The sequence below is a fragment of the Kiloniella spongiae genome (assembly GCF_001026905.1).
Lineage (GTDB): Bacteria > Pseudomonadota > Alphaproteobacteria > Kiloniellales > Kiloniellaceae > Kiloniella > Kiloniella spongiae.
Map to the genome: position 1 here is coordinate 228,934 of NZ_LAQL01000003.1, position 13,225 is coordinate 242,158.

Annotated in this window: 10 protein-coding genes; 8 read left to right on the forward strand and 2 right to left on the reverse strand. The window is 46.4% G+C overall.

The genetic code is table 11. The features are described 5' to 3' along the window. The first annotated feature begins 130 nt into the window (after positions 1–130). The 3 genes from WH96_RS05005 to WH96_RS05015 all read left to right on the forward strand — a co-directional run bounded on the left by WH96_RS05005 (position 131) and on the right by WH96_RS05015 (position 2,922). Positions 131–1,024, forward strand: coding sequence for a LysR substrate-binding domain-containing protein (locus WH96_RS05005; protein ID WP_053005694.1), 894 nt, complete (start codon positions 131–133; stop codon positions 1,022–1,024). Between the two features lie 123 nt (positions 1,025–1,147). Continuing rightward, positions 1,148–1,558, forward strand: a complete 411-nt coding sequence (locus WH96_RS05010; RefSeq protein ID WP_053005695.1) for a tetratricopeptide repeat protein — start codon at positions 1,148–1,150, stop codon at positions 1,556–1,558. Positions 1,559–1,791: 233 nt separating this feature from the next. Then, positions 1,792–2,922, forward strand: coding sequence for a tetratricopeptide repeat protein (locus WH96_RS05015; protein WP_053005696.1), 1,131 nt, complete (start codon positions 1,792–1,794; stop codon positions 2,920–2,922). A gap of 35 nt (positions 2,923–2,957) precedes the next feature. On the opposite strand, the gene WH96_RS05020 is transcribed toward WH96_RS05015, so the two are convergent. Continuing rightward, positions 2,958–3,890, reverse strand: coding sequence for a TraB/GumN family protein (locus WH96_RS05020; protein WP_047763027.1), 933 nt, complete (start codon positions 3,888–3,890; stop codon positions 2,958–2,960). A gap of 319 nt (positions 3,891–4,209) precedes the next feature. Between WH96_RS05020 and WH96_RS05025 the strand changes: the two genes are divergently transcribed. Next, on the forward strand, positions 4,210–4,662 hold the full coding sequence (locus tag WH96_RS05025) for a tellurite resistance TerB family protein (RefSeq protein ID WP_047763028.1): 453 nt from the start codon (positions 4,210–4,212) through the stop codon (positions 4,660–4,662). 92 nt (positions 4,663–4,754) lie between these two features. Beyond that, complete coding sequence (locus tag WH96_RS05030) at positions 4,755–5,405, forward strand: class I SAM-dependent methyltransferase (protein ID WP_047763029.1); 651 nt, start codon at positions 4,755–4,757, stop codon at positions 5,403–5,405. Between the two features lie 42 nt (positions 5,406–5,447). Here the strand turns inward: WH96_RS05030 and WH96_RS21160 are convergent, their stop codons facing one another. Beyond that, a complete protein-coding gene (locus WH96_RS21160) occupies positions 5,448–7,592 on the reverse strand; it encodes a PAS-domain containing protein (protein WP_053005697.1) in 2,145 nt (714 codons plus the stop codon). 215 nt (positions 7,593–7,807) lie between these two features. Between WH96_RS21160 and WH96_RS05040 the strand changes: the two genes are divergently transcribed. From WH96_RS05040 to WH96_RS22115, 3 genes are all read left to right on the forward strand, one after another. After that, positions 7,808–8,572 carry a DeoR/GlpR family DNA-binding transcription regulator gene (locus tag WH96_RS05040; RefSeq protein ID WP_047763030.1) on the forward strand — a complete coding sequence of 255 codons (765 nt, stop codon included), beginning with the start codon at positions 7,808–7,810 and terminating at the stop codon, positions 8,570–8,572. Positions 8,573–8,580: 8 nt separating this feature from the next. Beyond that, positions 8,581–9,900 carry an MFS transporter gene (locus WH96_RS05045; protein WP_053005698.1) on the forward strand — a complete coding sequence of 440 codons (1,320 nt, stop codon included), beginning with the start codon at positions 8,581–8,583 and terminating at the stop codon, positions 9,898–9,900. Between the two features lie 772 nt (positions 9,901–10,672). Further along, entirely contained in the window at positions 10,673–13,126 is a 2,454-nt protein-coding gene (locus WH96_RS22115; RefSeq protein WP_204248128.1) for a zinc metalloprotease, read from the forward strand. Positions 13,127–13,225: the final 99 nt, after the last annotated feature.

A 13,225-nucleotide genomic window follows, 5' to 3' on the forward strand; every position in this document is an offset into this window, starting at 1 on the left:
AGGTGCGTAACCTTATGCCTGTTTGAAAAGATCCAAACGTTATGAATCACGTTGTATCTGAATTGATTAATGTTTTAAATGTTGGTTTTGCTATTTAATAATTGCTAAATCAGCACGAATTGATTCATAAATGATTATGTTCAAACTCGATGATCTGAAGATTTTTATCGCAACGGCAGAGGTCGGCAGTTTTGTCGGGGCGGCATATCATATGGATGTTGCGCCATCAGTTGTCAGTCGAAGTATCAAGAACCTAGAGGTTCAGCTGAATACCACCTTGTTTAATCGCACGACCCGCAAGATCACTTTGACGGGCGAGGGGCAGTGGTTGCTGGATCATGCCGCGAAGACCTTAGATAATCTGAACGAAATCACCGCGTACTTTCGTGATAAAAACGCAGAGCTTCGAGGTAAATTAACCATTGATGCGCCGACGCCTTTCACCCTTCATATGCTTGCGCCTATTCTTTCCGAATTCACCCGTCGGCACCCCAAAGTTCGTCTATCCCTCGAAAGCAACGAAGACATTGCAGACCTGATCGAAAAAAAGGTCGATGTGGCAATTCGTCTTGGGGAGTTGAAAAGTTCTGGCTTGAAAGCAAAAAGGATCGGGTCTATCCAGCGGGCTTTTTATGCATCGCCCGATTATCTTGAACAAAGGGGCGTACCCGTTGATGTGAATGATTTGCGCGATCACAATTGCCTGGGGTTTTCACAGCAGACACCCTCTCTCAATCGCTGGCCAATTCTGACCAAGAGTGGCGAATGGTATGAAATTACACCTCATCTGAGCGCCAACAGCGGCGAAACCCTTAAACAACTGGCAGTACATGGTCATGGGATCTTGTGTCTATCGGATTTTACGGTCCGTCAAGAACTTGAAAGCGGCGAACTTGTTCCCATCCTTGGGGATAAAGTCGTTCCGCACAGCATACCTGTATCTGCGGTTTATTATTCTGAACATAAAGTGATCAGACACATCCGTGTTTTTCTCGATTTTTTGGCTGAGCACGCAAAGTTTTAGAGCGCTTTCGAGTACGGTAACTCTTCGTCAGTAAAATATAAGATTTATCGTCAACCTTGGCTGATATGCTAAGCTAAGCGGATATGTGTGGTTTTATTAATGTTATTAAAAATCGGAATTATTATGGAACAATTTCTTTGCCTTGCTTTTTTTCTCTGTAGCTTCGTTGTCGGGGGCCTTGTTCAGGCTGCTGATCTTGATAAAGGTAAGTCCGCGTTGATCAAGGGCGATTATACCACAGCCCTGACAGAATTAAGACCGTTGGCTGAGCAAGGGGATCGCACAGCGCAATATTATCTGGGCGTTATGTACAAGGAAGGGCAGGGCGTTGCCGTTGACGATACGTTATCTCACCAGTGGCTGACAAAATCTGCGGAGAATGGAGACGCGCAAGCGCAGATGATGATGGGGATGATGTATCACTTTGGCTCAGGCGTTGAAGAAAATATGGACACCGCCCGCAAATGGTATCAGCTCGCTGCAGATCAGGGATTGGAAGAAGCCCAAACTGTTCTGGTGATTATTGCGGAATGAATTTTAACGCGATTAATTCTTTGATTTTTTCTGCGGTTTTGACATCACGATCTGTTTGATCGATGCGTTAGAGAGAATAAAGCAAAAATACCTATCAGCAGAGATGATAGCTATAAAATAAATACCGCATTTTAACTTTAAGAAATTGTTAAATACGCCTTTGTAGATTTGTGCTTATTTCGCGTAATGCTTGTGTTTTAAGGTTATTTTTAATCTGGTTGTGTGGTCCTTCGATGAAATCATTGGGTATTTTAATTTTGCTTATCCTGCTTATGGTCATCTGTGGCGTTTTTTATGCTCAATATGATCCAGGCCAGACCGCCTATGACAGAGGAGATTATCAGACTGCCCTAAAAGAATGGCGGTCGCGCGCGGAGCAAGGAAACCGTTTGGCGCAGAACAGTCTTGGTTGGCTTTATGAAAATGGGCATGGTCTTCCGCAAGATTATGTCCTTGCTAAAAAGTGGTATCAGCTTTCTGCTGAACAGGGGAACAGTTATGCACAGGTGAATCTCGGTGTTCTTTACGCACGAGGGAAAGGTGTCGATCAGGACTATAGTTTAGCCATGAAGTGGTATCAGAAGGCTGCAAAAAAAGGCGATGCAACTGCAGTCTATAATTTGGCTGGATTGTATCATGATGGTTATGGTGTCCCTCAGGATTATGAAAAAGCCTTGGCTTTATATCAAAAAGGAGCTGAAGAAGGTTATAGTCCTGCACAAATTGCGCTTGGGAATATGTATCTGGATGGACAAGGGGTAAGGCAGGATTACGCTATGGCGCTTTATCTGTTCAAACTTGCAGCAGAACAAGGTCAGGCGGATGCCCAATTTAATGTGGGGTTGATGTATGAAAGTGGGAAAGGTGTCCTAAAAGATGAAGCGATTGCTGCTGAATGGTATGACTTGTCCGCTGATCAGGGGCAGGTTTACGCACAGCATAATCTGGCTTCGATGTACTTAAATGGTACTGGGATTCCACAAGACTATGAGGTTGCCTTTAAGCTATACACGCTTGCAGCAAAGCAGGGGTACCCTGAAGCACAAAATAATTTGGGTCTTATGCACCGCGAGGGCCAGGGAACCAGCCAAGATTTTCAAAAGGCGTTAATGTGGTTCAAGAAAGCGGCTGGTCAAGGATTACCTGTTGCTTTTGTCAATATTGGCAAAGCTTATATGAGGGGTGAGGGTGTTCAAGAAGACATGGTGACAGCTCTGATGTGGCTAAATCTCATAGTTATGAACGGTAGCCAAGATCAAATTGATATTCTCAGAGAAGCAGAAAGTCATCTACCGATAGAGCAGGTAGAAGAAGGTCAAAGGCTTGCAAAAGAGTGTGTGTTGAAGGAATTTAAAGGATGTTAAGACTTTAAAATAAAAGCAGTTTTTCTTTTCTCTCTTTACTGCCGAACCACTTCATAGCCCAGTCGTTCCAGATACCATTGCAGGGATTGGTCGCCGCCGAGGTGGCCGGCGCCGACGGCGATGAAGACTGTTCCCGATCCGCGCATGATGTCTTCGATTTTTTCGGCCCAGTTGGCGTTACGATCATCCAGTAAGGCGGTTTTTATGCGATCCTGTCCGTCGAAGGAGGCATTCATCAGCTCAGCAAGTTTTTCTATCTCGCCGGTTTTCCAATAGATGAAAAGTTGATCGAGCATATCGGTGTCTTCGACCATTTGCACCATAGAACTGTTGAACATGGCGAGGTCTTCTTCGGGTGTCATATCCCCAAAAATACGCAATTGCTGTTCCAGTGTTTCAAGATACCCCAACTCTTTCCCCGCAGCTTTGGCATCATCCCAAAGAGCTTTGTCAACACCAGCTTCCGGGTTGAGACCCTTGGCCTGCATTTGAATACCAGCCAGGGTTACGGCAGTGAACCAGGGGCGCAGGGTTGCGAAATTTGGCATGGCTTCTTCTGGAATACCCAGAGAATTTAACGCCCGTACAAAATTCTCCCGATCTGTGGGAGCAAGTTGCTCATAAAAGGGGGTACTTGATTTGTTAAAGGCGTGCTTCTGGAGCAGGGGGATCATTGTCTCGGGCGTCGCGTCGGCGATAGGGGCTTCCATGTAGTAGATGTCAGCACTGTCAAAAGCCTGTTTTATCTTATTCGTCTTCCATTGCAGGTTTTCATCTTGAGCGTGAACTGTGCCAAATATCCAAACGATGCTGTCTTCATCTGTTAGTTTCCAGAGTGCAGGGTTGATCGTGCTGTCAGCAAGGGCGCTCTGTATCCCAAATCCAAGCCCGGTGATGAAACCACTAACAATGAGAGAAGTGCGAATGAAGCTTGTCGTCGTTTTTTTTGTGATCTGAAAAATATCCATAAAAACGTCCTGCATCTGAATAATCGTTATAAATATAATTGATTTGTATTTGTTGTCATAAGGCATTTGTTGTCAAAAAGTATTTGCGGTTAAAAAGCAAATTTTAATGATGGAAACAATGCCTTTACTAAAGAGCATTAAGGATTTTTAGGGCGATAATACGGCAAAATAATAGCTCGGGTGTGGTTGGTGTTTCTCACATAGAAGTGAGAATTAAAAATTCTTAATTTTCACTTCTCTACTGGAAGTTAGTCGCTAAAGGTTCTACCTATTAAAACAGGGTAATGGGAAATTAAATATAAGAGGGAGGTCAGGCACAATGTCCAGTTTGTTATTGGAAAAGCTCGTCACAGAAGTGCGTCGGTATCAAAATAAGGACTTCCTGCATGCGGCGATGGCGGTTTGTGCCATTACGGCCTATTCAGATGGGGAAGTTTCAATAGAGGAACGTTATTCCATCGACTATGCAATTGATAACATTGAAGCCTTGAAAACGTTTGATCCAGTTCGTGCAATCGAAATTCTGGATGATTATATCTATCTGCTCAAAAGTGATGCAGAGGGCGTTAAGGCTGAACTCTATAAGAAAATCAAAATCTTTGAAGGGAAATATAAAAGATCTCGAACGCTGCTGCGTGTTGCGCACTTGATTATCTGTGCTGATCGTGAGGTTGATCCGCGCGAACAGAAAGAGTTTGCGATGCTTTGTAATCTTTTGGGGTTGGAAGCAAACAAACTTTGGCGACAGATAGAAAACCAGAAGGCGTTATAATTAATAGCTGATCTGTTGAAACGTATTGGTAAGCTTTGTGATGACAAGCGCTTATTTATCCAATTGAAGTCCTTTCCGGGAATCTTAATCTCATGACAAAGCAAAACAGCACGCTGGCGTATTATGAGGAAAATGCCGTAGCTTATGCAGCGCGGGATTTCGCCGGAACTTTTGAGGAATATCGTGATCTTTTTGTTTCCAGGGTTCAGGCAAGGTTTCAAGAAAGTTTGCAGCTCCCAAACCGAAAACAGACTAAGCCCCAAGTGCTTGAATTAGGGTCCGGTAGTGGACGGGATGCGCAAGCTTTTTTAGCCCATGGATTTGATGTCACACTTCTTGATGGATCTGCCGAGCTTGCCGAAATTGCAAAGAAAAGAACAGGGCTGGACGTTCTGGTGAGGGATTTTGAAGACCTGTACTTTGACGCTGAATTTGATGGTGTTTGGGCCGCAGCCTCATTATTACATGTTCCTTCGGATAAGTTACCGGGTGTTCTGAAGACTATCGCGCGAAGCTTGCAAGATAGCGGTGTTTTTGTCGCAAGTTTTAAAGAGGGCAATCACGATTGGGTTGACGGTCTGGGGCGATATTTCTGTGCCATGACAGAAAGTCATCTGACCGATTTTATTACAAACAGTGGTTTTGAGTTGATCGCTATTGATAAGCGTAAGGGGCAGGGCAGTGATGGAAAGCCGACGGTCTGGTTGTGGGTGATTGCCCGAAAACAAATTGCCGACATTTAGGTGAAAGTTCAGATCGCAAATCAAATACAAGATCAACGATACTCACCGCTTGGGAGGTTTTTTAAGTAATTGATCTGATAGTAATTCTGCTGGATAAACAGGGATAGTTATACGAAAGGTTGCGCCTTTGCCTCTGTTACTGATGACATGGATTTTGCCACCTTGGTGTTCGATAAGATCCTTGCAAAGGTGCAAGCCAAGACCTGAACCGATCTCGCCATCTGTACCTGTTTTTGTCGTATTTTCATCCAATCGGAAAAGCCGGGAAGCCTGATCTCGCGAAATTCCAACGCCGGTATCCATAACTTCCAACTCGACAAAATCTCCATTACATCGGGTGTCGATGGTCACGGAGCCGCCTATAGGGGTGAATTTGATCGCATTGTTAATCAGGTTGCGAATAATTGTATCGATCATGTTGAAATCGGCCAGAACGACGTATTCTGTGTGCTTGCAATGGAGCGTTATTTTCTTTTTGTCAGCAGCAGGGGTAAAAAGAATTTCGTTAATCTTGATGGCTTTATTTAAATCAACAGGGCCAGGTTCATACTTCATGCGCCCCATTTGAAGCAGTGACCATTCCAGCAAATTTTCTAATAATTTAAAGACTTGCTCTGCTGATTGATGGACCAAGGTGCCGTATTCTTTGGTCTTTTCTGGCGTCAATGTTTCGCTTCGATCTGAAAGCAAGGTTGAAAAGCCAAGTAACGCGTTAAAGGGACCTTTAAGATCATGGGCGATGATGGAAAAGAATTTATCTTTTTGTTCGTTCAGTCGCGCCAACTTGTCATGGGCTTCAGACAAATTTTCTGCGAGCGAGACAAGATCTGCTGCCTGCGCTTCCATACGCACTTCGTTTTCACGAAATTCATTAACTTGTGCTTGCAAGCGCTCTTCGCTAATTCGTAGAGCTTCATCGGCTTTTTTGCGCTCTGTTATCTCTGTCTGTATATGGATCAGACCACCGCGAGAGGATTTACTGGTTCTGTAAAAAAAGCTCTTTCCGTTGGCGTGAAAGGTTTCACCTTCGCACTGCATATTCTCTCTACGTTTTGTGAGCAGCATGGCCAACCAGGCATCCGGGTCTGATTTGGCCAGAGGGTGATCTATTTGTCCGGTTTTGAGGCTTTTTTGCAGAAGTTCGGTCATTGTATAACCGACAATTTTATCCTGAGCAGGGGAATTCGGATATATTTCATGATAGCGTTTGTTCGTAAAAACAACGCGTTCCTCGTGATCATAGAGAATAACACTGTCGGTAAAATTATCCAGAGCCTCTTGCAACATTGCGGCTTCGCGCTCTCTATTGTGTATTTCTGTAATGTCCGAAAAGGTCGCAATGCGTCCAAGGTCACCATCTTTATATTCCAGTACTTCGAGAATACGCCCGCTTCCGGTGGTGCGGATTTTTTTGGGTTGCTCGCGTTCGATCAGGACTTCTGCGTGTCTTTTGCGTGCCAGTTCTTCTGGGACACCTTTGCCGTAATATCCAATTTTTGCCAAATGGAGCAAAAGCTCAAATAGCGAAATTCCGGGTTTGAAAGTATTTTCGGGTATACCAAAAAGAGTATGGAAGCGGTTGTTACAAACTACCATTCGATCGTCAGGGCCCCAAACAACAAAACCATGATGTAAGGAATTTAATGATCGTTCCAGAAGATGGGATTGGACCTTTAGTTGCTGGGTTCGTTTTTCGACCCGTTGTTCCAGTTCATCTTTTGCCTTCTTTATATCATTTTCAATTTTGATCTGGCTCTGTTTCACTTTTGCACGTGCCAGAAGTTTTTTGATCAGAATTGGTGCGAATTGAAAGTAATTCTGGTCTTTGTCGCGGATAAGGTAATCGGTAACTTCCAGAGAGATAGCCTCTAGAGCGCGGTATTCTGAACCTGTTTGCGCCATTAACAACAGCGGGCATTCTGGGTGTTTGGACAAGAGATTCTGTGCTATCTCAAGGCCTGACGTATCCTTTAAATGGCAATCAATCAGGATAATATCAAATTTACTTTGATCTGCTTCTCTAAGAATATCCTGTCCCGAAGAAACTGTCGTAACGTTACAAGGGCCGAGTTCTAGTTGGGCGACTTTAGAATTTTCTATAAAATGTTTAAAGTTATTACAATTGCCTACGCTTTCCTCTGCGTAGAGAATTTTTACTGTGTCCCGAACGGGTTCTTGATCTGTCATGCTGTTTTTAAACGCATTGTTTGATATGGTCCTTCGAAACTAGGTTCCCCCATTATCAAAAAATAAAATTAACAATAAGTTTCGTCTTTTTGAATGAGGAAGGACATCCGTAAATATACTTATTCTAAAGAACAGCGTTGCGTATTACTGCATATTCATGCATTATTTTGCAATAATTTGTAGTGTTGCTCTTCTTATTTAACGATACTTATTCTATGCAAAAGCTTGATTTAAACAACCCCGACACACGACAAGCTCTTTTGATTGAACGGCTTGAAACCGGGAAAATACTTGTAGCGCTTGATATCAGTGATGAGCTTCAAGTCTCTCCTGATACAATTCGCCGTGACCTTATTGCGTTGGAAAAACAAGGTGTGCTCAAGCGGGTTAAAGGCGGTGCGATCCCTGCTGACAAAGCGCTTTCTCCTATGATGGAACGCCTCAAGGAAGCGCCGGACTGGTTGACAAAGGCAGGCGGTGCTTTTTCGGATCTTCTGATGAATTCACCAAGTATGTTTTTGGATGGCGGCACGTCGGTTCTCTTTTTTGCGCGGCAAATACCCCCTAGCTACAAAGGGCAGATCATCACGCCATCGCCTTTGATTGCGACAGCGTTATTGGAAAAACAGATAGAAGTGATCCTGATCGGGGGAACACTGCGACCCTTGGGGGGAATTGCCACGGGGGCAGAGGCCATTCGAAGTCTGTCAAAATCTTTGGCTGATGTCGCCGTACTGGGAACATGCGGACTAGATCCTGATTTCGGTTTGTCGGCGGATGACTTGGAAGAAGCAGCGATCAAACAGATCATGGCAGAGAATGCAGATCGTGTTGTGATTTTGGCGTCAGAAGAAAAGCTCAATACTCGGTCAGCGCATCAGGTTATTCCATGTACTGGCATTGATATCCTGATTTCATCGGGATCGAAAGAGATGACAGCTGTATATAACGCTTTTGAAATAGAGGTGCGGAATGTTTGAGGTATCCTATGTCTAAGGAAGGCGCAATTACTGTGGAAAAAGAAGCACGGAAACAGGTTGAAGACCAGTCTCAGTATCACTCTCAGTCTCAGTATCACTCTCAGTCTCAGTCTCGGGGTTTACGATCTCCTCGATGGGCTGTCACGGCAATGTTTATCCTCAATGGCGCACTTTATGGAACATGGGCGGCGCGTATTCCTTCACTTCAGCAGAATTTTGATCTCTCTCCGGGTGATCTTGGCTTGTTGCTGTTGCTTATGTCTGGCGGAGCGATTGCTGCTTTCCCGATTGCCGGGGGGCTGTCTGATCGCTTTGGATCGGCAAAGGTGACGCTAATCTGTGCTGTGGTTTGTTGTCTGGCGGTCATGCTGGTCGGCTATAGTCCAGTTATTGTCATGTTGTCTATTGCTGTGGTTCTGTTCGGCGCTGGATTGGGGGCAATGGATGTTGCCATGAACGCCTGGGCAGCAGAGGTGGAACGCAGCTATGGGCGCTCTATTATGTCCAGTTTTCACGCCTTTTTTTCCGTCGGTGCGGGTGTTGGTGCCGGGCTTGGTGCCATCGCAGCTTGGGAAGAGATAAGTTATGGTCATCAGTTCGTTGCCTTTGCCATGATGCTGTCGCCCTTGATCTGGTTTTCAGCCTTGCCACAAGTTCTAAACACAAAAAATGGTCAGGGAGTGTCCAGACAAAACAATCCAGCGCTAAATCATGTAGCTCAGGATCAAAAGGGAAAGAAACCGAAAGGGCCACGTCTGGCTCTCCCGCGGGGGGCATTATTTGTTGTCGCTTTGGTGGCTTTTTCCTGTGCTGTGGGCGAGGGGGCCATGGCCGATTGGTCCGCCGTCTTCCTAACTTCTGTTATTCTTGTCGGAGAGGGGCAGGCTGCGCTTGGTTATACCGTTTTCTCAATTACCATGGTTGCCATGCGCTTTGTCGGGGATCGCTTGATCACTCGTTTTGGTCCGGTCACTATCTTACGCTTTTGTGGGATTGCCGCGTTGATCGGTAGCTCCGTTACGGCGACCTCTTCCAGTTTGATGGTGACTTATCTGGGGCTTGCCCTGATGGGGGTTGGCTATTCCATCGTCTTTCCACTGGTCTTTTCCCGTGCTGCGAACAGTAAACAGCTCAGCCCCGGCGTGGCCATAGCCTCGGTCGCAACCTTCAGCTACGGCGGCCTGCTCCTCGGCCCGCCTCTGATCGGCTTTATCGCCGAAATATCTTCCCTGCGTTTTGCCTTTGGCCTCTTTGTCCTGCTGGCCTTTGTCGTTGTCATCGGATCAGTGGCGTTCAGGCAAAATGGAGTGTCGGAAAATGTAAGCTGATTTGCGTGAAAAAATTTGTTAATACTCTGATATAAAATGGATATTAGATAAAGGACGCTTTATTCACTTTTTATTCACAACACATGAAACGCAAGCTATGGTTTACTTATTTTCGATGGATTTGGGAAGCCATCAACTTAGCAAGAGGTATCTGAATAGAGATAGGTTTCTGACAAGAAGTGTAAAGCGTCAGTTTGTAACTTGTTTATTCTTTCTCTTTGCTTGCTTTCCGTTCGTTGGTCGTTCGGCAAAACGGTGATTTTGTTCTGTCCAAGCCTTTTATGGCAGGGTTTCGAGTAAATCACATTACCAACTACCGGATCAGAGAAGTATCTGGCACCCTTATTGAACTGTGTTTTCGGAACAATCGTCGTCCGAAGTATATCCGGCGAAAAACAGGGTGCTTGAATTGCATTTCGACAAGGCTTTGATCATGAGATCTGTGCACTCATTCATACATAGCTTTGCAATATATGCAGTACCATACTGACATCAAAGGCATCTCGGTGGGTAAGGGATGCGCCAGACTAGATCTAGACTAAATCTAGACCAGATTTGAACCAGATCTGAAATTGTATATCTGGAACATAAAGTCTGGAGAAAATAACGCACTCAACATTCAGATTTGTACCACCCCCGATACAGTCATCCGGAAGCCGGAACAGGACGCTTACCTGATGATCCAGAGTTTATAACTGTTTGGAAGCTGTAACGGGGTGTCGTTGATTTCAGGTCCTCCTTTTTAAATTGAAGAATTTGGAAGGAGTTTACAATGGCTGTAAAAACAAAAGAGAGTTCCGAAAAAGTGAAGTCTGTAGAGGCGAAGTCTTCTGGAAAGTCGAAATTGGACACAGACGATTTCACCAACGAAGAAGTGCTTATTCAGGACGAGGAACATCCTGATTATCTTCCCGGTATCTATAGTGGTCCGACTGACTTTACCGAAGGAGATCTGGATGATCTGGAAGCCTTTGATGATGAGGGTGAAGATGGTGATCTGGAGAACTTTACGCCTGTGCCGGGTGGTCCAATCCCCGGCGTTCCCGGTATACCGGGCATACCTGGTCGAATTCCGGGCCGAATACCTGGTCGTATTCCGGGACCAAGTATTCCCCTTAACTTCTGCTCGGCCTTGAGTGGCACCTATAGCTATTCATCACCGTTCAGGCCAACGCCGCGTCCGTTTCCGATACCACGCGGTCCTTTTCCTCTGCCGGCGCCTTCTGTACCCGCACGACCAGCGCGTCCCGTCGGTCCCTTCATTCCACTGTCGCTGATCAGCATTAAGGTGCGTGTGGATGTGGATCGTTTCTTTCCGCAAAACCGCATTTCTATTGAGGTCAACCGTCGTTTTCCTTTCTCGAGGGCACACGCCATTGCAGAGGTCACATCAGATCGCTGTCTGGGGTGGAACCGCCGCCGGGTCGAGACAAACATCACCTATCGTGATGGTATGAACAGCTTGATCCCCGGGAACAGGGTGATCTTCGAAGCGTCCCGTGGTCGTGGGTTTAGCTATGGATCATACAAATTAACGCTGATTGGCCCCGGCAGAACACGCCGTGTCTATCGCCTTAATTTTGAAAGCCAACACTTTGACGAGGTTGAGTTCGAGGTTGATCGCGTGTCCAATGCGAATGCGCCAACAACCACCTATGATATTGGCTCTCACCCCAACCGTCCGGCGAACCTACCTGCGGAAAACATCTCGATGGATACGGTCTATCGCCGTGCGGGATTTGATGTGTCCATGTCGCCGAACAGATCGGTGATCCCCACAAGCGGGGCCGGGGCCAATGGCACATGGAGTGATGCGGAAATGCACAATGCCATGGTGACCTATTGGTCGCGGTTCCAGAACCGACCCAAATGGGCCATGTGGGTGCTCTTTGCCCGGCGGCATGATCGCGGGCGTGGCCTTGGCGGTATCATGTTCGATGATATCGGGCCAAACCACCGACAGGGGACAGCGATCTTCACCGACAGCTTTATTCAGGATGCCCCGGCGGGTGATCCCAATGCAGCAGCATGGCGTCGGCGCATGGTTTTCTGGACCGCAATCCACGAAATGGGTCATGCCTTTAACCTGGCACATTCGTGGCAGAAATCGCTCAGCTATAACGGGGGGGACCCGTGGATACCGCTGACCAATAACAACGAAGCGCGTACCTTTATGAGCTACCCATTCCGGGTGTCCGGTGGTGAAAACGCCTTCTTCTCGGACTTCCGTTTCCGCTTTATGGATGAAGAGCTGGTGTATATGCGCCATGCGCCACGTCGTTTTGTGCAGATGGGCAATGAAGACTGGTTCTCTAACCATAATCTGGAACAGGACAGCAGTTTACAGAGCGGTAACTTTGATCTGGAAATCAGACCGAACAAATCTGGCAACAGCTATCAGTTCCTTGAACCAGTATCTCTTGAACTCAAGCTCAAGAATGTATCGGATCAGGCTGTAGAGATCGAAGAAGATCTGTTGGAAGATGGGCGTCACATCACGCTGTTTGTTCAACGCAGTGAAGGGAAAACCCGCAAGTGGCGATCACTTTCCACCCATTGCCATCATGAACACACCACCGATCTGAAACCGGGACAAGCCATTTACGGATCGCATATGGTCAGTGCCTCTACCGACGGCTGGACCATTGATGAACCCGGCTTCTATAACATTCAGGCAGTGATTGATGTGAATGATGAAATCATCAGTTCCAACGTGCTTCGGGTTTATGTGAACCCGCCGTCCTCTGCTGAAGAAAGCAAACTGGCGCCGGATTACTTCACCGAAGACGTGGCCCGGACCATTTCTTTCGCTGGTGCACCGTCGCTGGATGGTGCCAATGATGTGCTGCGCGATGTTGCGGCCCGTTGTGCCAAAAACCCTGCGGCCCGCCACGCCAATCTGGCCCTGAGCGCCCCAATGCTTCGGGACTTTAAGGTATTGAGCGGGACTGACGACAAGGCAGAGTTGGAAATCAAGTCCATCAACGCCAAAATTGATCAGGGCGCAAAGGCACAAACCGCCGCCTTGATTGATGACCCTGATAGCGCCGCAGATACTCTGGGCCATATCCGCTATTTCGGTATGCTGAACCAACTTGCCACCGCACTGGAAGACAAGGGCGATGACAAAGGCGCAATCAAGGTCCTGAAATCAGCCGTCAGCACCATGAAAAAACGTCATGTTCTCGACAGCGTGATCAAAGAAACCGAAAAGAAACTAAAATAACCTCAGCGAGGTTGTTTTATTGGGATCGTTTTGTTGCGGTTTAGGGAACCCGATCTGATTGGGTGTATATAAAAGAGGCCTTGTATATCTCGCACTGAG